20 protein-coding genes and 2 tRNA genes are annotated in these 26,804 nt (G+C 49.1%); all 22 read right to left on the minus strand.

What is annotated here, in order from left to right; genetic code table 11:
* Window positions 1-1,323: a flagellar protein export ATPase FliI gene (fliI, locus tag ACTRDR_RS03590; protein WP_440526188.1), complete on the minus strand. Its 1,323-nt coding sequence runs from the start codon at window positions 1,321-1,323 to the stop codon at window positions 1-3.
* A gap of 3 nt (window positions 1,324-1,326) precedes the next feature.
* Window positions 1,327-2,184, minus strand: a complete 858-nt coding sequence (locus tag ACTRDR_RS03595; RefSeq protein WP_440526189.1) for a FliH/SctL family protein — start codon at window positions 2,182-2,184, stop codon at window positions 1,327-1,329.
* Entirely contained in the window at window positions 2,177-3,196 is a 1,020-nt protein-coding gene (gene fliG / locus ACTRDR_RS03600; protein WP_440526190.1) for a flagellar motor switch protein FliG, read from the minus strand. Before fliG ends, ACTRDR_RS03595 begins: the two co-directional genes overlap by 8 nt.
* A 14-nt stretch (window positions 3,197-3,210) precedes the next feature.
* The gene (locus ACTRDR_RS03605) at window positions 3,211-4,815 is read right to left on the minus strand and encodes a flagellar M-ring protein FliF C-terminal domain-containing protein (RefSeq protein ID WP_440526191.1); all 1,605 of its coding nucleotides are present in this window, start codon (window positions 4,813-4,815) and stop codon (window positions 3,211-3,213) included.
* 41 nt (window positions 4,816-4,856) lie between these two features.
* Window positions 4,857-5,192 (minus strand): flagellar hook-basal body complex protein FliE, encoded by a 336-nt coding sequence (gene fliE, locus ACTRDR_RS03610; protein ID WP_440526192.1) that lies wholly within the window; start codon window positions 5,190-5,192, stop codon window positions 4,857-4,859.
* A gap of 73 nt (window positions 5,193-5,265) precedes the next feature.
* Window positions 5,266-5,709, minus strand: a complete 444-nt coding sequence (gene flgC / locus ACTRDR_RS03615) for a flagellar basal body rod protein FlgC (RefSeq protein ID WP_440526193.1) — start codon at window positions 5,707-5,709, stop codon at window positions 5,266-5,268.
* A gap of 10 nt (window positions 5,710-5,719) precedes the next feature.
* A complete protein-coding gene (gene flgB / locus ACTRDR_RS03620; RefSeq protein WP_440526194.1) occupies window positions 5,720-6,109 on the minus strand; it encodes a flagellar basal body rod protein FlgB in 390 nt (129 codons plus the stop codon).
* Between the two features lie 181 nt (window positions 6,110-6,290).
* Window positions 6,291-7,079 carry a GTP-sensing pleiotropic transcriptional regulator CodY gene (gene codY / locus ACTRDR_RS03625; RefSeq protein WP_176864060.1) on the minus strand — a complete coding sequence of 263 codons (789 nt, stop codon included), beginning with the start codon at window positions 7,077-7,079 and terminating at the stop codon, window positions 6,291-6,293.
* A gap of 123 nt (window positions 7,080-7,202) precedes the next feature.
* Entirely contained in the window at window positions 7,203-9,278 is a 2,076-nt protein-coding gene (gene topA / locus ACTRDR_RS03630; RefSeq protein ID WP_176864058.1) for a type I DNA topoisomerase, read from the minus strand.
* Window positions 9,279-9,486: 208 nt separating this feature from the next.
* A tRNA-Glu gene (locus ACTRDR_RS03635) sits at window positions 9,487-9,558 on the minus strand.
* Between the two features lie 88 nt (window positions 9,559-9,646).
* Window positions 9,647-9,718: transfer RNA gene (locus tag ACTRDR_RS03640), tRNA-Glu, on the minus strand.
* Window positions 9,719-9,897: 179 nt separating this feature from the next.
* Window positions 9,898-14,499: a PolC-type DNA polymerase III gene (locus tag ACTRDR_RS03645; protein WP_440526195.1), complete on the minus strand. Its 4,602-nt coding sequence runs from the start codon at window positions 14,497-14,499 to the stop codon at window positions 9,898-9,900.
* Between the two features lie 5 nt (window positions 14,500-14,504).
* Window positions 14,505-15,572 carry a flavodoxin-dependent (E)-4-hydroxy-3-methylbut-2-enyl-diphosphate synthase gene (gene ispG / locus ACTRDR_RS03650; protein WP_176864054.1) on the minus strand — a complete coding sequence of 356 codons (1,068 nt, stop codon included), beginning with the start codon at window positions 15,570-15,572 and terminating at the stop codon, window positions 14,505-14,507.
* 69 nt (window positions 15,573-15,641) lie between these two features.
* Complete coding sequence (gene dprA, locus ACTRDR_RS03655) at window positions 15,642-16,793, minus strand: DNA-processing protein DprA (protein ID WP_440526196.1); 1,152 nt, start codon at window positions 16,791-16,793, stop codon at window positions 15,642-15,644.
* Window positions 16,794-16,820: 27 nt separating this feature from the next.
* Window positions 16,821-18,365 carry a YifB family Mg chelatase-like AAA ATPase gene (locus tag ACTRDR_RS03660; protein ID WP_440526197.1) on the minus strand — a complete coding sequence of 515 codons (1,545 nt, stop codon included), beginning with the start codon at window positions 18,363-18,365 and terminating at the stop codon, window positions 16,821-16,823.
* A gap of 197 nt (window positions 18,366-18,562) precedes the next feature.
* The gene (locus tag ACTRDR_RS03665; RefSeq protein ID WP_176864048.1) at window positions 18,563-19,615 is read right to left on the minus strand and encodes a PilT/PilU family type 4a pilus ATPase; all 1,053 of its coding nucleotides are present in this window, start codon (window positions 19,613-19,615) and stop codon (window positions 18,563-18,565) included.
* A gap of 12 nt (window positions 19,616-19,627) precedes the next feature.
* Window positions 19,628-20,701, minus strand: coding sequence for an HD domain-containing protein (locus ACTRDR_RS03670; protein WP_440526198.1), 1,074 nt, complete (start codon window positions 20,699-20,701; stop codon window positions 19,628-19,630).
* 74 nt (window positions 20,702-20,775) lie between these two features.
* Window positions 20,776-21,411 (minus strand): RNA polymerase sporulation sigma factor SigK, encoded by a 636-nt coding sequence (gene sigK / locus ACTRDR_RS03675; protein ID WP_440526199.1) that lies wholly within the window; start codon window positions 21,409-21,411, stop codon window positions 20,776-20,778.
* A gap of 80 nt (window positions 21,412-21,491) precedes the next feature.
* Complete coding sequence (hemW, locus tag ACTRDR_RS03680; RefSeq protein WP_440526200.1) at window positions 21,492-22,643, minus strand: radical SAM family heme chaperone HemW; 1,152 nt, start codon at window positions 22,641-22,643, stop codon at window positions 21,492-21,494.
* Between the two features lie 24 nt (window positions 22,644-22,667).
* Complete coding sequence (gene lepA, locus ACTRDR_RS03685) at window positions 22,668-24,485, minus strand: translation elongation factor 4 (protein WP_176864040.1); 1,818 nt, start codon at window positions 24,483-24,485, stop codon at window positions 22,668-22,670.
* A gap of 90 nt (window positions 24,486-24,575) precedes the next feature.
* Window positions 24,576-25,730, minus strand: a complete 1,155-nt coding sequence (locus ACTRDR_RS03690; RefSeq protein ID WP_440526201.1) for a stage II sporulation protein P — start codon at window positions 25,728-25,730, stop codon at window positions 24,576-24,578.
* Window positions 25,731-25,774: 44 nt separating this feature from the next.
* Window positions 25,775-26,695, minus strand: a complete 921-nt coding sequence (gpr, locus tag ACTRDR_RS03695; RefSeq protein WP_440526202.1) for a GPR endopeptidase — start codon at window positions 26,693-26,695, stop codon at window positions 25,775-25,777.
* Window positions 26,696-26,804: the final 109 nt, after the last annotated feature.

A 26,804-nucleotide genomic window follows, 5' to 3' on the forward strand; every position in this document is an offset into this window, starting at 1 on the left:
TCACCCCTGATCCGCAAATAGATCTTCTAACATCTGCACCGTCTCTTCAAAGGTAAACTTTTCTTCTGTGCCCTGGCACAGGAAGCCGTTCACGGCATCGATCCGGGAGATTGCATAGTCAATGTTAGGATTGCTGCCCTTTTTATAAGCACCGATGTTAATCAGGTCTTCCGCTTCATTATAGGTTGCCAGTACATTTTTGAGCTTATTGGCTGCCTGCTTATGTTCCCTGGTAGCGATCTGACTCATGCATCTGGAAATACTCTGTAAAATATCAATCGCCGGATAATGGTTTTTATGTCCCAGTTTTCTGTCTAACATAATATGACCATCCAAAATACTTCGCGCCGTATCCGTGATCGGTTCGTTGAAATCATCGCCGTCTACCAAAACGGTATACAGACCGGTGATGGACCCGACCGACGCTCTTCCGGCACGCTCTAAAAGCTTCGGCATCTCGGAATACACACTGGGGGGATATCCCCTGGTCACCGGCGGTTCTCCGCTGGCCAGTCCGATCTCTCTCTGTGCCATGGAAAATCTGGTCAGTGAGTCCATCATCAGAAGAACATCCTTCCCCTGATCTCTGAAGTATTCTGCGATAGCGGTAGCTGTCTTCGCCGCCTTATTACGTTCCAGTGCCGGTCTGTCGGAAGTCGCCACGACTACCACTGATCTGCGCATACCTTCCTCGCCTAAGTCTCTCTCTATGAATTCCCGGACCTCTCTGCCACGCTCGCCGATCAGCGCAATGACATTGATGTCTGCCTTGGTATTTCTGGCAAACATACCCATCAACGTAGACTTTCCAACACCGGAGCCGGCGAAAATACCGATTCTCTGCCCCTTGCCGACAGTGATCATACCGTCCACCGCCTTTACCCCCAGGGGGAGCACCTGATCAATGATCTCTCTGGACATAGGATCCGGCGGTGCCGCTTCCACAGGATAAGCAGCTCCGTTAATGGTCTCTCCGTCAATGGGAATGCCCAGTCCGTTTACCGTCTTACCAAGCAGCTTGTCGCTTACTGTCACCTTCAGAGGTGCGTCCGTATTCTCCACCACGCAGCCCAGTCCGATACCATCCACGGAATCATAGGGCATGAGCAGGGTCTTTTTGTCACGAAAACCCACCACTTCTGCCATGATCGGCTTCGTTCCTTCCGTCTCCGGGAGAATCCTGCACAAATCTCCCAGCTTAGAATCCGGTCCTGCGGATTCTATGGTCAGCCCCACCACATTCACTACTTTTCCGAGCTTACGATAGAAGGTTTTATCCGCTACTTTATTATATTTTTCAAAATTAATGTTCTTTATGACCATTTATCAGCCTTCGTAAGATAGCAATTTTAATTTCTGACGCAGTTCTGCAAGCTGTGTTCCCAGTCCGCAGTCGAAGATACCACCCTCTGTCTCGATCAGGCATTCTCCCTTGCCCAGTGTCATATCTTCTATGATCTCCACGGATGCATTCGGTGACACTGCCTGGGCAGTAATCTGCTTTTTCTGCATGCTGACATAGGGATAATCTTCCTTGGACACATGAATCAGAAAACTCTTGTTATCCTCTGTGTTTCTCATGGTTGTAGAGATCAGATAACACAGAACCTCTCTGTAAGAATGCAGATCTACATGAAAAATATGCTCGTAAATACCGGTGATGGTATCTACGAACTTCGGTTCCAGTTCATCTATCATTTTCTGATATTCCGCATCCAGTCCGGCTGTCTTTTCCCTGTACTCAGCTTCCCTCTGTGTCTGTATGCGGTCTGCCTGTTCCTGTGCTTCGGCCAGTCCCTGTTTCCTTGCCTGTTCTAACACCGCCTGCTTCTCGGACTCCGCCTGTGCCCTTGCGTCCTGTAAAATGCTTTCCGCCCGGGCTTTTGCCTCCTCTACGATCTGCGCGGCCTGTGCTTCAGCATCTTCCCGCAGCTTCTGTAAATCTTCTCCTGCCTTGATCACATTCCCACAGTTCTGCGGTTCCACTTCGGGCTCTTCCGTATCTGCCACCAGGGCATCCACTTTATCTGCCGCAAGACCGGAGACAAAGCCCTCCGTTTTTGTCTGCTGCATTTTTGCAGACAGTTCCTGAATCCGCTTTGCCACCAGGTCATTGGTATTGATCACTCTGGTATCGTCTTCCGAAAGCTTGGTAAATCCACGTTTTAACAGATTACTAGACAACGATCTCGTCACCTCCACCTCTGGAAATGATGATCTCACCGGAATCCTCCAGCTTACGGATAATATTGACGATCTTCTGCTGTGCTTCCTCTACATCCTTCATACGGACAGGTCCCATGAATTCCATATCTTCCTTAATCATAACCACCAGACGCTTGGACAGGTTATTGAAGATCGCATTCTGTACCTGTTCGTTGGCGCCCTTCAGTGCCACTGCCAGATCGTTATTGTCCACATCACGCAGCACACGCTGAATTGCTTTGTCGTCCAGTAAAAGGATATCCTCGAACACAAACATTTTTTTGCGGATCTCGTCTGCCAGTTCCGGCTCCTCGATCTCCAATGTCTCCATAATGTGTTTCTCGGTACCGCGGTCTACGGTATTCAGAATATCTACCACTGCATCGACACCACCGATAATGGTATAGTCCTGATTCACCAGACTTGCCAGCTTGGATTCCAGTACCTTTTCCACTTCTTTGATGACATCGGGACTGGTACGATCCATAACAGCAATACGTCTTGCCACTTCCGCCTGACTGTCGGGAGGCAGTGCAGAGATGATCAGTGCTGCCTGACTGGGAGCCAGATAGGACAGGATCAGGGCTATGGTCTGCGGATGCTCATCCTGAATGAAGTTGATCAACTGGCTGGCATCGGTCTTACGCACAAATTCGAAAGGCTTCACCTGCAGAGACGCAGTCAGCTTACCGATAACATCCATTGCCTTGTCGGTGCCCAGTGCCTTCTCCAACAGTTCCTTCGCATAATTGATACCGCCCTCGGCAATATACTGCTGTGCCAGACAAACTTCATAAAATTCGTTGATCACTTCTTCCTTCACCTGGGGGGTTACGCTTCGGGTATTGGCAATCTCCAGGGTCAGTTCCTCGATTTCTTCCTCTTTTAAGTGTTTAAAAATTCCGGCGGATCTCTCCGGTCCCAATGCGATCAAAAGGATTGCTGCTTTCTGCACCCCCGATATTCCGCCTTCTGCTTTTGTCTTTGCCATAGTTACTCCGTTTCTTAGTTCCAGTCCTCGTTCAGCCAGTTACGCAATAATGCTGCTGCGGATTCCGGATTCTCATCTACGAATTTCTCGATCATCTTACGTGTCTCGGATTTGGATTCCACATCGATATCTTCCAGTTCCGACTCAGGAGTGGATTGCAGCATATTTTCCACAGATACTTCCTCTTCCTGCTGTACTGCCTGTCTGGTGCGCATGCTGTGCAGTACCACAAAGGCTAACAGTCCGAGGATCAGTACTAACATTACTATGCTGAGTATGTTCTGTACACTGACAGGCTTACTCTCCTTGTCATAAAAGATCGGGCTTTCATAAGCAATGATCGTAATCTTATCTTCGCTGATGCCGGTGGCATTTGCTACCAGGCTGTACATATCCTGATCCACATCGATCTTTTTGTCTGCACTGTTCTGGGATTTGTATTCGTCCCATGTTGTGCCATCCAAAAGTCCCTGTCTCTTCACATCCTCGTAATGGACCTCCCGGTAAGTGATGGCCGCAATAGAGATGGAAGAATTCGTATAATTGATTCCCCCTGCCGGAGTTACGGTGTTCGTAATAGACTCGTTGGGCAGGTAATCTCTGCTCGTCTCGGAAGTGGACGAAGAGCTGTTATTGCTGTCCGGTGATACATAGGTGGTATTACCGCTCTCGCCGTTGGAGGTAGTACCGGGTACTCCGCCACCGTCATTGGTATTCTCACTCTCATAGGTCTCCTCATGAGAAAGCATACCCTCTGTTCTGTCGGAGTTTGCATAATATTCTTTTACGGTCTCTTCGTAATCGGAGAAATCCATGCTCAGATGGCTGGTAACTGCCGCATCGTTATACTGCTTGGTTCCCAGCAGCACCTTTTTTACCTGATTGGCGATCATAGACTCCGCCTGATTCTGCAATTCCTGCATGGAATTGGCAATACCCGCGGAGCTGTAATCATCCCCGCCTGCAAACAGCAGATTGGAATCTGTATCCATAATCGTAATATTCGCCGTAGTGTCATTTCGCAGCCAGGTAGCCACACATTTTGCCAGTGCTGCCGCATTGGCGGAAGTAAAGGTTCCGTCCAGTTCCAGCTGAATGAACGCAGAAGCCTCTTCCTTCTGTGCTGCCAGCGTTCCGTTATCCTTTGGAAAGCTCAAATGCACTTTAGCGGATTTTACGGCACTCTGTGCCTCTATGGTCTGGGTGATGTATTTTTCCAGATAGGAATTGTAAAGTCTCTCCTTGTCAGTAGCAGTCGTAGACATACTGTTGCCCAGATAATCGCTCAGTTTCAATTCATCCGGCATGTATCCCGCAGATCCGAGTGCCAGATTTGCCGCACTCTGTTTGCTGCTCTCTACATCGATCTTCAGTCCATCATTGGATTCTCTGTGTCCGATCCCCGCGCTATCCAGAGTGGATATGATCTCTGACGCCTGTGCGGTGGTCTCACAGGTGATCAGCCGGACATACTGTGGTTTGGTCATGACGTACATGATGATCGCAAATGCGAAAATCACGACCGCAGCAGCTCCGATAATGATGCTCTTCTGTCTGGTCGTGAACTTGTTCCACCATTCCAGTATTTTTGCAGGTATTTCTTTTAATCTGTCTGCCATTGCAGCTCTCTCCTCTTATGTCAAGATTAACTTCTGCCTGATCAGATCTGGATCTGCATCAGTTCCTTGTATGCCTCCATCACCTTATCGCGGATAGCTACCGTATACTGCAGTGCGGTAGATGCCTTCTCCATGGCAATGGTAAGATCATGAGTGTTGTCCGTCTCACCCAGTGCAAAACGGATCTTCTCATTCTCGGCATCCGAGAGATAGCTGTTGGTTGTCTTTACGTTGTCAATAGCTGTATTCAGAAAAGCTTCGAACATTGTGCCCTCTGCCTTTTTCTCCTTCTCTGCCAGCATTCCGGTCAAAGAGGTGGGAGATACACTGGCGGTACCATTTACACTATTCAAAGCGGTAATTGCGGAAATATCCATTTTAATAAACCATGTCCTTCCTTACATGTATTGCGGCTTTTGTATCCGGCAGCCGCCTAAGGGATCCGTCAGATTACTGACCGATCTCAAGACCTTTTAGTGCCATGGACTTGCTGGCATTAAATGCCGTAGAGTTCGCCTCGTAGGATCTGCTGGCATCGATCAGGTCTGTCATCTCGGTGATAATATTCACGTTGGGATAGGTCACATAACCGTTCTCATCCGCATCCGGATGGGAAGGATCATATACCATATTCATCTCCGTTGTGGTGTCCTCGAAGATCTGACTCACTTTAACACCGCTGCCGGTATAGCTGCTCTTCACATCATGGAACACCTGACTGAAGGTCTGCTGCTGATTCTTCTGCTGAAAAGTAACGATCTTACGGCGGTAAGGGGTACCATCTTCGGTTCTCGTGGTATTGGCGTTGGCAACGTTTTCAGAGATCACGTCCATACGCAGTCTCTGTGCGGTAAGTCCCGACGCCGTAACATCAAATGCTGAAAACATACTCATACGCTATTCCTCACTTCATCACTGTCTGTAAATTGGTAAATTCCTGATTAATACTGCTGATCAATCCTTGATATTTTAGCTGATTCTCCGCCAGCATTACATTTTCGTTCTCAATATCCACATTGTTGCCGTCCAGGCGGTAGGAATAATTGGCATAATCCACATACGCTCTGCCACGGAGTCTGCTTAAGTTAATATTGCTGACCTTCTCGTCCATGGACTCATACCGGTTGTTCCCCAGTGCCTTCTGCAGTACTGATTCAAATGCCACATCCTGTCTCTTGTAGCCCGGTGTATCCACGTTTGCAATATTATTGGAAATAGCTTCGTTGCGTTGCCATGCAGCATCCGCTGCACGATTTAAAACATTGATATAATCAAACGCGTTTGTCTGTATCATACTACCTCACATTCTGCTGTTCCTTAGGGAATCGATAAAATCGCCTAGGAACCGCTTCTACCATACCCACACTACTTTATTATAAAGTATTTCGACAAAAACACAATACTAAAATAAGAGAAGAGACCATTTTTCGCAATAGTCTCTTCTTCCTAATCTGTCATTATTTTCGTATTTTTGCTTAATTCCGGCCGTTCTGACGCTTTAATTCTTCGATCTCATCAAACACGGCATCGTTCAACACCTTGATATATGTTCCCTTCATGCCGGAGGATCTGGACTCAATAACGCCGGCACTTTCAAACTTTCTTAAGGCATTGACAATGACGGATCTGGTAATACCGACTCTGTCGGCGATCTTGCTTGCTACCAGGATTCCTTCCATACCGTTTAATTCATCGAAGATATGGGTAATGGCTTCCATCTCCGAGAAAGACAGGGTGCTGACTGCGGATTTCACAACCGCTACCTTACGACTCTCTTCCGCACTCTCTTCGTTCACTGCCCGGAGCATTTCCAGTCCCACCACGGTGGTCCCATACTCGCAGAGAATAATATCGTCAATGTCATACTGTTCGTTGCACTTATAAATAAAGAGTGTTCCCAGTCTCTCACCGGCGATCTCGATAGGAGTGATGATCGCCTGGAACTTTCTCGTATCGATATTCTCGAAGCCCAAAGTCTCCAGATTGACATTCTCCTTCGTGGATAACACACCAAGCAGTCTCTCATTTAACATTGGATCGATAAATCCGCCGATATTGTCATCCAAAAGCTCTGTAATGGGTTCGATCCCGTCGGATTTACCTACTCCCAACACCTTACCCTTCCTGCTGATTACCAGTACATTGGAATTCAGGATCTCGCGCATTACCTTACAGATATCGCTGAATACCACTTTGCTGGAGTTGTTATTGTGTAACAATTTACCGATCTTACGTGTCTTGTCCAACAATTGTACGCTGCTCATCTATCTTCCTCCGTTTACACATACTACGAAACTACGAGATGTTATGCACATTGTAGCACATGTAATTTCAGATTACAATGGAAATAGCGCTAATTTATGAGAAAATTCTGACAGTATATAAAACTACTTCTCTTCCGTCGGTTTATTTTTTACATAACCACATTGTTCGTCCATGCAGACCAGCTTGTTACCTTTTTCCAGTAGCAGCTTACCACAACGGGGGCATTTCTCCCCCGAAGGCTTCTGCCATACCATGAAATCACATTCCGGATTATCGATACAGCCGTAATATCTTCTGCCCTTCTTGGTCTTCTTCATGACAATATCTTTGCCGCACTTGGGGCATGCCACACCAATCTTCTCGAAATAAGGCTTGGTATTGCGGCACTCCGGAAATCCGGGGCATGCCAGGAATCTGCCGTGAGGTCCGTATTTGATCACCATGCGTCTGCCGCACAGTTCACAGACTTCATCGGATTCTTCATCTGCGATCGTCACCTCTGCCAGATCTTTCTCAGCTTTTTTCACTGCTGCATCCAGATCCGGATAGAAGTTCTCCACAATGGTCTTCCACTTCACGGTGCCTTCTTCCACGCCATCCAGTAAGGTCTCCATATTGGCGGTAAAATTTACATCCACGATGGCAGGGAAGGCTTCCTTCATCATATGATTGACCACTTCCCCCAGCTCCGTTACATAGATATTACGATTCTCCTTGGTAATATATCTTCTGGCGAGAATCGTGGTGATGGTAGGTGCATAGGTACTGGGACGTCCGATGCCCAGTTCTTCCAGGGCACGCACCAGACTTGCCTCGGTATAATGTGCGGGAGGCTGGGTAAAGTGCTGCTTCGGATCAAAATTTAAAAATTCCAGTACACTATTCTCATCCAGGTTGCCACCCAGTACATTTTCCTCGTCCTTATCCTCTTCCTGGGTATAGACACTCATAAAACCGTCAAAGCGCATTTTCGATGCTGCCAGAGTGAAGATCCGGTTCTTTGCCTGGATCTTTACAGAGGTGGTATCATACTGTGCTGCACTCATGCGGCTTGCTACAAAACGCTTCCAGATCAGCTGATACAGCCGGAATAAATCTCTCGGAAGCTGCTCTTTGATAGCAATGGGCATACGGTTTAAATCCGTAGGGCGGATGGCTTCGTGTGCATCCTGGATCTTCTGACCGTTCTTTTTTTCTGAATTTGCAGCGGTCTTGTACTTTTCACCGTAATGTGCATCGATGAACTGCGCAGCCTGGGCTTCCGCCTCTTCCGATACACGGGTGGAATCGGTACGTAAATAGGTGATCAGACCTACCGTACCTTCTCCCTTGATATCCACACCTTCGTATAACTGCTGTGCCAGACGCATGGTCTTTTGTGTGGAGAAATTCAGCACCTTGCTGGCTTCCTGCTGTAAGGTGGAGGTAGTAAACGGAAGGGGTGCCTTCTTCACACGCTCGCCGTGTCGAACTTCCTTCACTTCGTATTTGGCGCCCTTCAGGGAATTCATGATCTCATCAGCTTCTTCCTTGCTGCCGATTCCCTGCTTTTTCTCCGTAGTTCCGTAATATTTTGCGCAGATGGGCTTTTTCTCGCCCTTTACTTTCAGATTCACATCCAGGGACCAGTACTCCTCCGGAATGAAGGCATTGATCTCATCCTCTCTGTCGCAGATGATCCGCAGAGCCACAGACTGCACGCGGCCGGCACTTAAGCCTCTCTTGATCTTCGCCCACAGAATAGGGGAGATCCGATAGCCTACCACGCGGTCTAACACACGTCTCGCCTGCTGGGCATCTACCAGATTCATATCAATCTCTCTGGCATGCTTTAAGGATTCCTTCACCGCACTTTTGGTGATCTCATTAAAGGTGATACGATATACTTTTTTATCTTCCAGTTTCAAGGCATAGTATAAATGCCAGGAAATGGCCTCTCCCTCACGGTCCGGGTCGGTTGCGAGATAGATCTTCTCTGCTTTCTTCACTTCTTTACGTAAGGATGCCAGCAGATCTCCCTTGCCGCGGATCGTAATGTATTTCGGTTCATAGTCATGTTCCACATCAATTCCCAGCTGACTCTTGGGCAGGTCCCTCACATGCCCCTGGCTGGCCATAACCTCATAATTCGCTCCCAAAAATTTTTTGATTGTCTTCACCTTCGCCGGTGACTCAACAATTACTAAATATTTTGCCATATATGCTCCCATCCATCCGTTTTCGCGGATATACGGCTTTCGGTTCCCGCCACTTTGCCGTAATTTCCCCATGATTTGAGTAATCGTGAACCACTATACAACAAAAAAATGGGAATGGCAAGAAAAATTTATAAAAAAAGAGCCAAAAAGCAATCATTTCTGCTCTTCGACACTTTTCAGGGTTGGGCTATTCTATTAAAAGAATAAGCAGCTGATAGGGGAATCGAACCCCTGTTTTCGCCGTGAGAGGGCGACGTCTTAACCGCTTGACCAATCAGCCATAGGTTACTTACGAACCTTGTTCAGTATAATACATTTATTTGAAAATTGCAAGTATTTTTTGAAAAATTTCTACAATTTTCAAAGAGCAGCTGATAGGGGAATCGAACCCCTGTTTTCGCCGTGAGAGGGCGACGTCTTAACCGCTTGACCAATCAGCCACAAAAGCAGTACTTGCATAGTATAATCGAGTTGTCGAAAAAAAGCAAGAGGTTTTTTAAAAATTTTTGCGCGGCTCAGCTTTTGCTTCATGGATCGGGCGCTCAGCCATACCGTGTGGAACACGCTGCTTTGTACGCAAGCGTCCACGCAGCGATTTCCACACGGTATGGCTGAGCTGTTACACCAGATCAAAGATGCTGATCTGATTGGACTCGGGCAGGTCTCCTAATAATCCTAACGAATCCATAAGGTCAATTATCGTCTTGGAAACCTTAGTTCTTTGACGAAAATCATCCTTGGACAGAAAGGGACCGTCTTTTGCCGCTTCCACGATGGCATCTGCCGCCTTCTCTCCCAGTCCGTCAATACTGTTCAGGGAAGGCATCAGCTTCCCATCCACGATCTGGAACGATCTGGACTGGGCCCGGAAGATATCAATAGGCTCAAACTCAAAGCCTCGCGCATACATCTCCTGCACGATACGCATATCGCCCATAGCATCTTTTTCCTTATTAGAGAGAGTATCCTGTCGTTTTTTGTACTCTGCCATCACGCTCTCCAAGTGTTTCTGCCCCTGACACATGATCTCGTAGGAAAATGCCTTGGCGCGGATACTGAAAAACGCACCATAATAAGCTAACGGATAATGAATCTTGCAATAAGCGATACGCCATGCCATCATAACGTACGCCGCCGCATGTGCCTTCGGGAACATATACTCGATCTTCTGGCAGGATTCGATATACCACTGGGGTACGTCATGCGCCAGCATATCCGCTTTCCATTCTTCCCACATGGCACATTTTCCCTTCGCCACCATACCCTTACGTACTGCCTCCATGATCTTGAAGGACTTCTCCGACTCCACGCCCATCTGGATCAGATACAGCATGATATCATCACGGGTACAGATTGCCGTGGAAATGGTCGCCACGCCGCTCATGATCAGATCCTGTGCATTGCCCAGCCATACGTTGGTACCGTGGGACAGACCGGAGATACGCACCAGATCGGAAAACGCCTTGGGTTTTGCATCGATAACCATCTGCATAGCAAAGTCCGTACCGAACTCCGGAATGCCTAATGCTCCTAACTTTGTTCCACCGATCTGTTCCGGGGTGATGCCTAATGCGTCCGTGTTCTGGAACAGGCTCATAACATCCTGTCCATCCAGCGGGATCGTCAGAGGATCTCTCCCCGTCAGATCCTGCAGCATACGGATCATGGTAGGATCATCGTGTCCCAGAATATCCAGCTTCAACAGGTTATGATCGATGGAATGGTAGTCAAAGTGTGTCGTTATGGTATCCGTGGTCATATCATTCGCGGGATGCTGCACCGGGGTAAAGGAGTTGATATCCTGTCCGAGCGGCAGCACGACGATTCCACCGGGATGCTGCCCGGTACTGCGTCGTACGCCGGTACATCCGGAAGCAATACGGTCGATCTCGCTGGTTCGCTTATGAATGCCACGTTCTTCAAAATAATTCTTCACATAACCAAAGGCGGTCTTATCCGCCAGGGTTGCAATGGTTCCGGCACGGAAGGTCTGACCCGCACCGAAAATAACCTCCGTGTATTTATGCGCTTTGGACTGGTACTCACCGGAGAAGTTCAGGTCGATATCCGGCTCCTTATCTCCCTTAAATCCCAGGAATGTCTCGAAAGGAATATCAAAGCCATCCTTATGAAGCTTCTCTCCACACACCGGGCACACCTTGTCCGGCATATCGATTCCCGCTTTACCGGCGTAAGCTTTGACCTCTTCACTGTCGAAATCCACATAATGGCACTTGCTACAATAATAATGGGGGCTTAAGGGATTGACCTCCGTAATTCCCGCCATGGTCGCCACGAAGGAGCTTCCTACGGATCCACGGGAACCTACCAGATATCCATCCTCCACCGACTTCCATACCAGCTTCTGCGCAATGATATACATTACGGCAAATCCGTTTTTGATAATGGAATTCAATTCCTTCTCCAGTCTTGCCTCTACGATCCCCGGCAGATTGGGTCCATAGATCTCATGGGCCCTATTATAACAGATCTCCGTCAGTGTCTTATCACTGTCCGGGATGACCGGGGGACATTTATCCGGGCGCACCGGCGCAATGGTCTCGATCATATCGGCGATCATATTCGTATTGGTAATGACGATCTCTTCCGCCTTGTCGCTGCCCAGATAGGAGAACTCTTCCAACATCTCCTCCGTGGTATGTAAATACAGCGGGGCCTGATCATCCGCATCATCAAACCCCCGTCCTGCCATGATGATACGACGGTAGATCTCATCCTCCGGATCCAGGAAATGCACATCGCAGGTAGCTACCACCGGCTTATGGAACTGCTCTCCCAGCTCCACGATCCTGCGGTTGATATTCTGAATATCCTCGACAGAATTCACATTTCGGACACGCTCCGAAGCGATCATGAACTTATTGTTGCCGCAGGGCTGAATCTCCAAATAATCATAGAATTTTACCAGCCTTGCGATCTGCGCATCCGACTGCCCGTCAAGCAATGCCCGGTACAGTTCTCCCGCCTCACAGGCACTTCCTAAGATCAATCCTTCCCTGTACTTCATCACCAGACTCTTGGGAATCCTAGGATGTTTGTTAAAATAGGTCAGGTGTGACTGGGACACCAGTCGGTAGAGATTGATGCGTCCCAGATCATTTTTTGCCAAAATAATGGCATGGTAGGAGGGCATTTTTTTCACAGCATCCACACTGGATGCCCCCAGTGCATTGACTTCCGTCAGATTATGGATATCCTGCTCCTCCAGCATTTTAATAAATTTCACAAAAATATGTGCCGTACACTCTGCATCATCCACGGCTCTGTGATGGTTCTCCAGAGATATCCCCAAAGTCTTCGCTACCGCATCCAGGGTATGCTTTGACTGATTCTTCAACAATACTCTGGAGATGCCCACGGTATCCACATAGGTAAACTCCTGCGGATATCCCAGTCTTCTGCAGTTCTCCATAATGAAGCTCATATCGAAGCTGGCATTGTGTGCCACCATGATACATCCCTCACAAAACTGCAAAAATTGCGGCAGGATCACATCGATCTGCGGATAATCCATAACATCCTCATCCCGGATACTTGTCAGCTTCTCAATTTCAAAAGGAATGGGTACATCCGGATTGACGAAAGTGGAAAAACGATCCACGATCTCACCGCCGGACACCTTGACCGCACCGATCTCGATGATCCGGTTATTCACCGGAGAGAATCCTGTGGTCTCGATATCGAACACCACATAATCCTCGTGCAGACTCTGTCCCTTATCATTGGTCACGATCTCCTTCAGATCATCTACCAGATAAGCCTCCACACCATAGATGATTTTGAAAAAGTCCTGCTTGTCCGGATTCTCGTCTCCGGCATCCTTACGTTTGCCCTTTTCCGCCTTCCACAGATCGTCCCAGACATGATTGGCATCGGTAAAACTCTGTACCACACCGTGATCCGTGATGGCGATGGCGCGATGCCCCCATTTATAGGCGCGTTTTACAATATCTTTGGCTTCCGAGACGCCGTCCATATCACTCATTTTGGTATGGCAGTGCAGTTCCACACGTTTTCGGGCGGAAGTATCCATTCTTGTATTAGTAAAATCAGGGATCTTCTTGATTCCGGCGATGGAGCCGATGGCAAGCTCATGGTCAAACTTATCCATCATGCAGATTCCCTTTACCTTTAAAAAGACTCCCGGCTTAATATCCCCGGTCACTTCCTTCACCTGTTCCGTACGCACGAACATCTTGATGGTCATGGTATCGGTAAAATCGGACATATTGAAGATAATGATGGTCTTCTCATTCTTAATATCCCTGGTATCCACGGACAGTACTTTTCCACGGATGGTCACTTCACCCATATCACCGATCAGTTCCTCGATCTTCATGGCTTCCTCTTCAAAATCTCTGCCATAGATCACATCGGGATTGTCCGATCTCTTCAGGGCACCTTTTTCAAAATTGCCACCCTTACGAAACTCTCCTTTTTTGAATTCGCCACGCTTGAATTCGCCACGGCCGCCCCCCTGGAAGCTCTTGGTTACGCCACCTGCCGGTTCGCTTTTTGCCTTGTCGGAATTGTCTGCCTTTTTTGGTTCCGGGCTCTGTGTATTTTCCTGCTCCGTGTTCTGTGCAGGCGCTGTGCTGTCCACAGCTTCTTCCTTCCTGCCTCTGGTGCGGCTGTAGATGGCGTCTACCTTCATGCGGATCTTGGCTTCCTCTTCCTCCTTGAATCTTCCGATTTCTTTTTCCACATAGGCTGCATGTATCTTCACAGAGAATCCACAGCGTTCCACCAGTATCTTCTCAAGGATCTGTAATATCTCTCCTTCCATACTGCGGTTCAGCACCGTATCCTCCATCGTTATCAGCATTTCATTCTCCGCAGGATACTCGATCTTGGCCGTCTTCAAGGCGTTGTACTGGATATGACTGTATTCCCGAAATTCCTCCAAAATACTTTCTTTATAGATATCCATCAGCTTTTCCGGATTGTATTGGGAAGAAAGTTCAAATTTTTCGTATATTTTTACTGTCAGATTGGCATCCGGAAACAACTGCTTTTTAATCTCCTGTTCCGCGGTCCAGATATCTGTTTTCTGAATCAGACGGGTACTTTTTAAATACACCCGAAGAAAGTCTCTGCGCTTTGTCGCCGAGACTCTCTCTACTTCTGTCTGACCCATCAGGTCATGAATATCCATATTCAACTGTAAATTCGGAAATACTTCAAAAAAAGGTTTACTCATCTATTTTAACTCCAATGATCCAATTCCTCTTTTAAGGCGGGGAGCAGCTGATCCTCCGGAAGCTTTTTCACGATCTCACCATGTTTGATCAACAGTCCTTCTCCGATACCGCCCGCTACTCCCAGATCCGCTTCCTTCGCTTCTCCGGGTCCGTTCACTACGCAGCCCATTACTGCCACCTTAATATCTAACGGATAATCCTCCACCAGCTTTTCCACCCTGGTCGCCAGTCCGATCAGGTCGATCTGGGTTCTGCCACAGGTAGGGCAGGATACGACTTCGATGCCGCCCTTTCTGAGTCCCAGGGTACGCAGGATCAGCTTCGCGGACTTGATCTCCTCCACCGGATCTCCGGTCAGGGATACACGGATCGTGTCACCGATGCCCTGGCTTAAGATCAGGGACAGACCAATGGCAGATTTGATATTGCCGCTATTGACTGTACCGGACTCGGTAATGCCCACATGCAGCGGGTATACTGTCTTCCCTGCCAGCAGTTCATGGGCTTTCACGCACATTAATACATCCGAAGACTTGATACTGATGACCAGATTGTCATATCCTAAGTCTTCGATCATGTGCACCTTATCCAGTGCGCTCTCCACAATGCCCTCGGCTGTCACACCACCGTATTTCTCTATTAACGGCTTCTCCAGGGAGCCGCTGTTGACACCGACACGTATGGGGATATTCCGCTCCTTCGCCGCATCCACCACAGCCTTCACCCGCTCCGTACTTCCGATATTGCCGGGGTTGATACGGATCTTGTCCGCACCGTTCTCGATGGCAGCCAGAGCCATACGGTAGTCAAAATGAATATCCGCCACCAGCGGAATATGAATCTGCTTCTTGATCTCACGGATGGCTGCTGCCGCCTCTAATGTGGGCACCGTACAGCGGATGATCTCACAGCCTGCCTTCTCCAGACGTAAAATCTGCTCCACCGTAGCCTTCACATCCTCCGTCTTCGTATTGGTCATGGACTGAATGGCGATCGGATTCCCGCCACCGATCTTCCGGCCTCCGATCTGTATCACTTTCGTATGCATTCTGTAAGTATCTTTATCGTTCATAAGGGGTACCTGACCTTTCTCATCATTCTCATGTATGACTATTACTATACCCCTTTTTTCAAATCCTTGTCAATTCGCAGAAGTGCCAAAATACCCCGGGCTGCTTTGTCTCACATACCCGGAAAGTTCCAGCTCCATCAGTGCCCGGTGTAATGCGGCAATGTCAAGATATTCTCCCTTTTCCCACAGCTCTGCAAGAATCGTCTCCGCAGTCTTCGGCACGGGAGTCAGTCTCTCATACACCTTTTTCAGAGGCTCCTTCAATTGCAGATTTTTATTTTTTCTGTGCTTTTTCTTTCTTTTATAAATATCGCTCTCCACAGGAAGCTCCTGTCTCTCTTCCCAGCTTTGCAAAAATTCCTCCAGAAACTGTTCCGGCGAAAGCATCACTCCCGCGCCCTGGTTTAGCAACCGGTTACAGCCATCACTGAGTCTGTCCGTGATTCTGCCCGGCACCACATACACATCTCTTCCCTGTTCCAATGCCATATCCACAGTGATCAGTGTCCCGCTCTTCTGCCTGGCTTCAATGACGATCAGCGCATCCGACAGTCCGCTGACAATGCGGTTTCTGGGCGGAAAATATGCCGGCATGGCGCGGATTCCCGGCGCATAGGTGGAGAGCAGTCCTCCCTCCCTGCCCAGTTCTTCATACAATCTTCTGTTCTGGCTGGGGTAGCAGATATCCACACCGCATCCCAGTACCCCGTAGGAGGTGCCTCCCGCTGACAATGCCGCCTGCTGACTGATTCCGTCAATGCCTCTCGCCATACCGCTGATGACCTGGATTCTATGTGTGCCAAGATACCTCCCCAGTTCCTCCGCCACATATCTGCCATACTCCGAACATTCTCTGGCTCCGATGACCGCCACCGAAGGAATGGTATCCTTCGGGAGCCGTCCTTTATAAAAAAATCCATACGGTGGATCCGGTATAGTTAATAACTTTTTTGGAAATCCTTCTTCCCAGGGAAACACCAAATGGATCTGTTTCTCTGCAAGCTGTGCATATTCCTGCCTCCATGCATCCTCTTTTTTCTGCCTGTCCATATACTCCGCAATGGATTCACTCACGCATTCTCTCCAACCGGTTACTCCGGCCTCATATATCCCCTGTGGTGAGCCGAACCGCTCTTCGAGCTGTCCCGCACGTACACCACCGATCATGGGAATGCTGCATAGAAAATACGCATACATTCTCTCTGTTTCCATCCTATTCATACCGTATCTATTCCTTTCCTTCATCCCTTAATTCCAGTATTCCTCCGAAGGTCTGTAACAGGCTGCCTCCAGCAGATGATCCTTCGTGATCTCCCCATATCCCTCCAGGTCGGCGATGGTGCGCGCCGTTTTTAAGATCCTGTGATACGCCCTCGCACTCAAGGCAAGTGTATGATACATCTGTCCCATCACCTTTTTTTCTTCCGTTCCGAGCACACAGTATTTTTCCGCATCTGCGGAAGAGACATCTCCATTGAACCGGTAGTCGGTGCCTGCATATCGTTTTTCCTGCATTTTTCGTGCCGCACCTATTTTCTCCCGCATCTCTTCGCTGCTCTCTCCGGATCCGTTTTCCTGTAAATGCAGGATATCCACAGGCTGCAGCTCCACACACAGATCAATACGGTCTAACAGCGGTCCTGACACTTTTCCTAAGTATTTATCGATCTGGGGCTGTGTGCAGCGGCATTTGTTCCGATCCGGATAATATCCGCAGGGGCAGGGATTCATGGCTGCCACCAGCATAAAATCGGAAGGATAGGTGATCAGTCCCGCACTTCTTGCAATCTGTACCCTGCGTTCTTCCAGGGGCTGACGCATGCTGTCGAGCACCACCCTCTGAAACTGTGGGAGTTCATCCAAAAACAGCACCCCCCGATGCGCCAACGACACCATTCCCGGTCGCGGCACCGTCGCTCCTCCACCGATCAGAGCCGCCAAAGTGACGTTTTGATGAGGTGCATAAAAAGGTCTCTCTGTAATCAGCGCCTGCTCCGGTGGCAGAAGCCCTGCCACACTGTAGATGCTGGTGACCTCCAGGCTTTCCTCCAGCGTAAGCGGTGGTAAGATTCCGGGAATCCTTCCGGCGATCATGGACTTGCCAACACCGGGCGGTCCCATCATTAACAGATTATGAAAGCCTGCTGCCGCGATCAGCGCACCTCTCCTGGCACTCTCCTGACCCGCCACTTCCCGGAAATCCCCTCTTCTGTCTCCCCCGCTGCATTTCAGCAGATCCTCCGGGCAGACTCTCGGTCTGTATATTTTCTCTTCATCCTCCCCTGGATGTAACAGTGCCGTAAACAGTTCTCCCAAATTCCCAACGCCCCATACTGTCACTCCCGGGATTACCGCTGCCTCCAGGGCATTTTCCCTGGGGACAATGACCCTGTGAATTCCCCGACGGGTCGCCTCTCTTACAATCGGCAGTACTCCTTTTGCTTTTTTGATCTCACCGTTTAATCCCAGTTCCCCTAAAAACAGCGTGTCTTTCACCGCGTCCTCTTTCAGAAGCTCCATATCCTGCAATAGTCCGATGGCTATGGGCAGATCAAATGCGGTACCGTCCTTCCGTCTGTCCGCCGGTGCCAGATTCACGGTAATGTGGCCGGTCGGAATCTGAAAACCTGAATTTTTCATGGCAACACATACTCTTTCCCTGGATTCTCTCACTTCACTGCCCAGAGAACCCACCATCAAAAAAGCCGGCAATCCTCCCGCCAGATCCACCTCCACGCGGATCAGATACGCCTGCAGACCGCAGACCGCGCCGGAATAAATTGTAGAAAACATAAACTACCTCCTTTATTTTTGTTATTTTTATAAATAATGAAAAATGGAAAACGATTGCAGAAATTCTGCGGAATGTCCCGAAGGACAGTTGCTTGAAAAAAACTTTGATAATACTTAGAAAAAAGAAGAAAAACAAATACCTATGCCCCGGCGGCCCACGATACCGTAAGCTGCCGGAGTCTTTTATTACCTCTTAATCAGATCTTATTCTCCATGCTGTCGGGATCCTGTGCAAACTGGATCGCATGCTCTCTGTCGATTTTACCTTCAAAATAGAGCTGGACAATGGCTTCGTCCATGGTGATCATGCCAAGCTTCCGGTTCGTCTGCATGACACTAGCCAGCTGATGGGATTTGCCCTCACGGATCAGGTTACGGACCGCATGGTTGGCATGCATGACCTCAAACGCTGCCACACGGTGTTTACCGTCCGCGGTAGGGATCAGCTGCTGAGAGACTACGGCTTCCAGGGTATTGGACAGTTGTACTCTGATCTGTTGCTGCTGATGGGGCGGGAATACATCGATGACACGGTCTACGGTACTGGCGGCACCAATGGTATGCAATGTAGACAATACCAGATGTCCGGTCTCCGCTGCCGTGATTGCTACGCTGATGGTCTCGAAGTCACGCATCTCTCCTACGAGAATGACATCGGGGTCTTCACGAAGGGCTGCTCTTAAGGCATTGGCATAATTGTTAGAATCAATGCCGATCTCCCTTTGGTTGACCATGGACATCTTATGCTGATGCAGATACTCGATGGGGTCTTCCAGAGTGATGACATGGGCATCTCTGTTGTTGTTGATCTTGTCAATAATAGCGGCAAGGGTAGTGGATTTACCGCTTCCGGTAGGCCCGGTGACCAATACCAGTCCACGTTTGCGCTGATACAGATCCACCACGGATTCCGGTACACCCAGTTCTTCCGGAGAGGGCACCACGGTACCCACCAGACGGAATGCCAGTGCCACAGAGCCTCTCTGTTTATAGGCATTGACACGGTAACGTCCACAGTTGGGGATGGAGAATGACATATCGTATTCTCCCCGTTCCTCGAAACGTTCTCTCTGTACTTCCGTCATAATATTGACTAATACCTCCAAAGTATCCGCAGGAAGCATCTTCGGGTAATCCATGGTGATCAGATTACCGTTCACACGCATCTTCGGCGGAATACCTACCGTAAGATGCACATCACTTGCTCCCGCCTCCTTGGCGGCTCTGAGTATTTCTTCGATTGTTGGCATAGTTGCTCCTCACTATTTGCTGAATATGTATCTGTTATCCATGGTCTTCATGATATCCACGATGTGAATATCTTCGTTCTCCGGAAGTGACAGATTCAAAATACTGTTATCCCGGAAACTTACCAGTGTGGGACGCAGTACATTTTCTTCATTTTCATTTAATACCAGTGCCTTTTCCCCTGTGCTGAGTTCCACGCTTGCCCCGGGCGGCAGAATATTGATAGAACGGATCAGCGCCCGTACCGTCTCCGGATCATAGACCTCAGGGTGTTCTATGAATTCCTGGATGGCTTTCACTTCCGATTGTGCTGTACCCTGCAGCGTCATGGCAGTGATCTCATCGTAGCGGTTCGCCACCAGCAGGACACCGGATCCCGCCAACATCTTGTACCGGCTCTTCTCCCCGTCTGCCGGGAACAGATCCATCTGCTTTCTCGCTGCCTGCTGGCAGATTCTGCGGATATGCATTCCTTCGGTTGCAAAGGCCTCCTCGATCATCCCATAAGCTTCTTCCTGGGTCTCACAATTCTTAAGCATGTCCTCCTCGGAATAGGGTGCTCCGTAATACACAGCATCCTTTTTTCCCAGTTTGCCCATATCGTGGAGAATTGCAGCACATACCGTATGGTACTGTTCTTCCCGCCTTAGATTCATTACATGGGTGATCATGGCACAGAGTATTGCCACATTCAGGGAATGTCTGGAGACATAGTCCTCCAGACTCCTCAGATTCTGATAGAAATTGATCTTCTCATCCAGATGTCCGTAATTGCGGATGACCATGTCTGCAATCGCCTGGGTACGGCTCTGCTTTCTGGTCTTTCGGATACGTTCCTGTTCCTCTTCGATGGCGCCAACTGCCTTGATCTGGAACCGTTCAAACTCCAGGTCCTCCTGTGTCATGGGCGGAAGCGGTTCTGCCGGTTCCAGCACATAGACGCCGATCAGTCCGAAATTGCGGATGCTTTCTATTGCCTGTACTGACAAAAGGGAATTCCGGTCAAACAAAAGAATGCTTTTCTTATTATAAACAGGTCTCGCCAGGCGCATTCCTGTCTTTAAGTCTTCCGTTCTCACAAAGTGCATCCTTTTCCCCCCTTATCCTGTGTAGTAACACTATTACCAATATAGCACAGCGTCGTACTCTTGACAAGCCTGCGTTATTCTTCCTTCAGCTCTGCTGCCAGCTTCTGCAGTGCTCTTTTTTCCATGCGGGAGACATAGCTCCTCGAGATTCCTAAAACATCTCCCACTTCCTGCTGTGTATATTCTTTGTATCCTAAAATTCCGTAGCGCATCACCAGAATCTTATACTCTCTCTCGGTCAGACAGTGGTCTAACGCCACCAGCAGACGTTTTCTGTTCCTCAAAAACTCCAGGTCCTCTACCACATCTCTCTGCTTCTCTTCGATCACATCCAGCAGATGAATGGCATTGCCTTCCTTATCCTGCCCGATGGGTTCGTACAGAGAGACTTCTCTGGACAGTTTTTTGCGGCTGCGCAGCATCATCAGAAGTTCATTATCGATGCAGCGGCAGGCATAGGTAGCCAGTCTCCCTTTTCCGGAATCAAAAGAATTCACCGCTTTGATCAGACCAATACACCCGATGGAGATCAGATCCTCCATATCTTCCTCTACATTTTGGTATTTTTTCGCAATGTGCGCCACCAGACGCAGGTTCCTCTCTACCAGAATCTCTTTTGCCTGCCTGGCTTCTTCCACGGTACCTTCCCTGAGCATACGGATATAATAAGCTTCTTCTTCCGCGGTTAATGGCTGTTGAAAGGTCTTCAAAGAGCACCTCCGTGGACAGTTGCTTATGATAGTTTATGTGATTTTCTGTCCACAAGTGCCTGTCAGTCCCCCGGGGATCTTCAGAATAAAAACTGCGCCATGACGTAATTGCTTACATCCAGCCCCCGCCCGGTAAGCATAAGCCGCCGTCCCGTCTCATCTTCCCTGACAGTAAGCAGCCCATCCGCTACATTTCGTGCGATCACTTCTCCGTAGACCTCTTCCAATGTCTGCCCATAGCAGCGTGCAAATTCCGGATACGACACGCCCCGTATTAACCGCAGTCCTAAAAACATGGTCTCTTCCATCTGTTCCTGCGTGGTAAGGCTCTGTTGTTCTTCCCGGCAGGCAAGCGGATGTGCCAGATAAGCGTTAAGATCTCTTCCGTTCTGAAATCTCACGTTGCCGATCAGGGAAGCCGCCCCTATACCAAATCCAAGATAATCTCTCCGGATCCAGTAGCCCACATTATGCCTGCATTCGTATCCGTCTAAAGCATAATTGGAGATCTCATAGCGATGGAAACCATATCCCGCCAGCACCTCTATGGTCTCCTCATACATGGCGCGCTCCGTATCTTCTTCCGGCAGAGGCAGTTCTCCTCTGTCCGCCATCGCCGCAAAAGGGGTTCCTTCCTCCACGATCAGGCTGTAAGCTGAGATATGCTGCGGCATGGGCTCTAACCGCAGCACCTTTTCCAGTGTGTCCTTATAGCTTGCAAGAGTCTGTCCCGGCAGTCCGCTCATGACATCCACATTGATGTTCGTAAAACCTGCTTCCACCGCCTCCCGATACACCTGACAGAAACCGTCAAAATCATGGATTCTTCCAAGTATCTTCAGTTCCTGCTCCTGCGCCGACTGCATGCCGATGCTGAGACGATTGATCCCCGCCGCATAAAATGCTGTGAGTTTTTCCGTAGTGACAGTGCCCGGATTCACCTCCATAGTGATCTCCGCATCCGGTGCCAGTCTAAATCCTTCCCGGATATGTTCCATCAGCTGTCTTATGCTGTCGCCGGATAACAGGGAAGGGGTCCCGCCGCCGATAAATATGCTGGTTACAATACGCTCTTTATAATCCTTTGCTCTTCCCCCGATCTCTGCAAAAAGTGCAGCCATATAGGCTTCCTTAGTCTGCTCCGTGGCAGGGGCAGACAGGAAATCACAATAGCTGCACTTTTTTACGCAAAAGGGAATATGAACATACAGTTCCAGTTCTTTTTGATTCATATTGCTCCTTCAAATGACTTGTGGTTAATTTTTATCATCCAGCTTCAGTACGCTCATAAATGCCTTCTGGGGGATCTCTACGTTACCGAACTGACGCATACGTTTCTTACCCTCTTTCTGCTTCTCTAACAGCTTCTTCTTACGGGTAATATCACCACCGTAGCATTTTGCCAGTACATCCTTACGCATGGCTTTTACCGTCTCTCTGGCAATGACCTTGCCTCCGATGGCAGCCTGAATGGGGATCTCGAAAAGGTGTCTGGGGATCTCGTCCTTCAGCTTCTCGCACATCTTACGTCCTCTCTCGTAGGCGGAGTCAGCACAGACGATAAAGGACAGGGCATCCACTTCCTCACGGTTGATAAGGATGTCCAGCTTCACCAGATTGGATCTCTCGTAACCCTTTAAGTCATAGTCAAAAGAAGCATAACCGCGGGAACGGGATTTCAGTGCATCAAAGAAATCATAAATGATCTCGTTTAAGGGCAGTTCGTATTTTAACAGTGCTCTGGTACCCTCGATGTATTCCATACCGAGGTATTTGCCCCGACGCTCCTGACACAGTTCCATAATGGAACCGATGAATTCAGAAGTAACCATGATCTCCGCATTCACCACCGGCTCTTCCATATATTCAATCTCGGAAGGATCCGGCAGGTTGGAGGGGTTGGTCAGTTCGATCACTTCGCCGTTGGTCTTATGCACCTTATAGACTACGCCGGGTGCGGTTGTCACCAGGTCGAGGTTGTACTCTCTCTCCAGACGCTCCTGGATGATCTCTAAGTGTAACAGTCCTAAAAATCCACAGCGGAAACCAAATCCCAGTGCCACGGAAGTCTCCGGCTCATAGAACAGAGAAGCGTCGTTTAACTGTAATTTTTCCAGTGCATCACGCAGATCCGGGTACTTAGATCCGTCTGCGGGGTACAGTCCGCAGTATACCATGGATTGTACTTTTTTATAACCGGGCAGGGGCTCTGCGCAGGGATTGTTGTCATCCGTCACGGTATCACCCACCGCCGTATCCTTTACATTTTTAATGGACGCAGTAATATAGCCTACCATTCCTGCGGAAAGCTCGTCACAGGGGATAAACTGTCCCGCTCCGAAATAGCCGACCTCTACCACTTCTTCCTTCGCTCCGGTAGCCATCATGCGGATCATGGTACCTTTTTTCACGGTACCTTCCATGACACGGCAGAATATAATAACACCCTTATAGGAATCGTACACGGAGTCGAAGATCAGCGCCTGTAGCGGCTTGTTGGGGCTTCCCTTGGGTGCGGGGATCTTTTTCACGATCTGTTCTAAGACTTCCTCGATGCCGATACCGTTCTTGGCTGAAATTAACGGTGCGTCCTGTGCTTCAATACCGATGACATCCTCGATCTCCTCGATGACTCTCTGGGGATCCGCGCTGGGCAGGTCGATTTTATTAATAACCGGGAATACATCCAGGTCATGATCCAGCGCCAGATAGACATTCGCCAGGGTCTGTGCCTCAATGCCCTGTGCCGCATCCACCACCAGGATTGCGCCGTCGCAGGCCGCCAGAGAACGGCTGACTTCGTAGTTAAAGTCCACATGTCCCGGAGTATCGATCAAGTTAAAGATATACTCTTCTCCGTCCTGCGCCTGATATACCGTGCGTACTGCCTGTGCCTTGATGGTAATACCGCGTTCCCTCTCCAGGTCCATATTGTCCAGCACCTGTGCCTGCATCTCTCTGCTGGTGAGCAGACCGGTCTTCTCGATGATGCGGTCTGCCAGGGTGGATTTACCGTGATCTATATGTGCCACAATACAAAAATTGCGGATCTTACTCTGGTCTATTGCTGCCATACTACTGTCCTTTCCTGACATATTCTTACGTCTGACAATTGTAGCATAAATTCCGCATTCTTGTCTATGTTTTTGCTTCGATTCCTTTCCTTATTCTCCCTTTAGCACCATATCCAGGATATGCGCCAGCGGATCACAGGCATTCATGGCCTCCTCCACCGTATTGTTCTGTGCTCCCAGTTCCACCAGAAGCGTCCGGGGACGTAAGTGCATGTTGTACCGGTAGCCCTTTAAGTAGATCCGGCGGGTCAGTCCCGGATAATATTCCGCTGCCTTTAGCTGCATCTGAAAGGAAAATGCCAGGTTTGCCTCCTGGTTTTCATTCTGAAGATAGTCGATATCTCCCGTCTTACGGGTGCGGCTGAGTCCGTTGAAAAACATAAAGCGCGCAGTGGGTCTGCCCTGGAGATCTGTTACCAGCCTCGTTCCTTCCGCCACTTCATCCCGGTGCAGATCTACGATCACCTGTATGGACGGATTCTCTGTAAGGATCTGTTCCACTGCCGGAAGGGCTTTAGAATATGCATTGTCTCTGGTCTCCACATCGTACTCGCCGGTATGATGCAGTACCGCGTAGCCATATTGTTCCCTCAGGATCTGTGTCAGATGCTCTCCCACTCCTACAATACCGGTATTCACATCTCCCGGTACAGAATCCGCAAAAGCTTCCTGGGAATGGGTGTGATAGATCAAAATCTGCGGTTTTTCTCCTTCTTTTGCCAGTGTCATATCCATCCCCAGGAGTTTCTCCGCGGACAGTTGATCACTCCCCGCCATAGTATTGGCATCAATGGCATAGAAATTCTGCACCAAAGTCTCATAATCGGACAGCTGCGTTCTGTCGATCTGCACCTGTCTGGCTGCCGGCCGGAATCCTCCCTCTGCTGCCCCGATTGTCTGCTCTGCGCGCTCCGAATCCTGCGCTGTCTGTGTCTGTTCTTCCGAAGACTGCGGAAGCAGAAGTTCCTCACTGATCAGCTCCTGCGTAGTCAGTGTCCTGTAGGTGGTCTCATCCTCCGCGATCTGCGTTTTTTGCTCCGGCAGACTTCCGTAGCCCAACAGAGGAACCACCTCTTCCATACTCTGCTGAAGCGACCATCCAAAGCCGCCTGTCTCTCCCGGGAAAGCGCCTGCTCCGGTAAATACCGGGAATTCATTTGTTCCTCCATCCACCAGCAGCAGTCCGCAGACAACCGCCAGACAAAGCATCTTCGGGCGCACGGCGGCATTTTCGTTTTTTTTCACTGTCCACGCTTTCCTTCCGCACATTCTCCCTTATATATATGCATCTATACCCAGTTTTTTTCCATGGCAATATTAATTCCTTCGGATACGGTATAGCTGACACGTTTGATCACGGAGTCAATATCTTTTCCGGTCATATACATATTATTCAGTTCTGCAAATGCCATACGATGCTGCCCCATGTATTTGACGGCATCGAACTCTTTCTCCCCGTTCATCAGTTTCTCCAGGGCATCTCCCACGATGGTGGCTGCATCCACCACTGTGGGAATCCCGATAGCGATCACCGGCACTCCTAATGTCTCTTTGGTCAGAGCATTTCTGTGATTCCCCACTCCGGATCCCGGCTGGATCCCGGTATTGGTGATCTGAATCGTACGGTTTAACCTTTTTATGCTGCGGGCTGCAAGGGCATCCACAGCGATCAATACATCCGGCTCTGTCTCCTTCACTACACCGCCTATGATCTCCGCCGTCTCCATACCGGTCTTCGCCATCACCCCCGGCTCAATACTGCTGACCAGATTCATGCGGGTACAGTTATAGGCTGCCTTTCCATAGGCTCTGACCACATGTCTGGTGATCAGCAGATTGTCCACCACCTGAGGGCCCAGGGCATCTGCCGTCACTTCCCGATTCCCCAGTCCAACGATCAACACCGCCAGTTCTTCCTGCTCCTGCGGCAACATTTTTAACAGTTCCTCCGCCAGTGCCTCCGAGATTTCTCTGTGATAATCATCATCCGGTTCCACCATGGCAGGGGCTTCCATGGTCACATAGACTCCCATGGGTTTCCCCAGTGTCTTTTCCGCATTTTTGGTGTCGATGGTCACCTTAGTGGTCCGGATATCCGTCTCTTCTTCATAGTGTTCTTCCACCGACACTCCCCGTAATCTGCTCTCTTCCTCATTGACACTTTCCCGCGCCTCCAGCGCCAGGTCTGTTCTGATCTGAAAAGTCTCCATTTTCTAACCTCTGTCCGCCTTTCGTAGATACCATATTTTTGTAATATTTTTTGCAAAAATCCGCAAAATATGTATTGACAAAAGCTGGCAGATTGTCTAAACTACAATA

The organism is Simiaoa sp., from assembly GCF_051972595.1.
Classification (GTDB): Bacteria; Bacillota; Clostridia; order Lachnospirales; family Lachnospiraceae; genus Acetatifactor; species Acetatifactor hominis.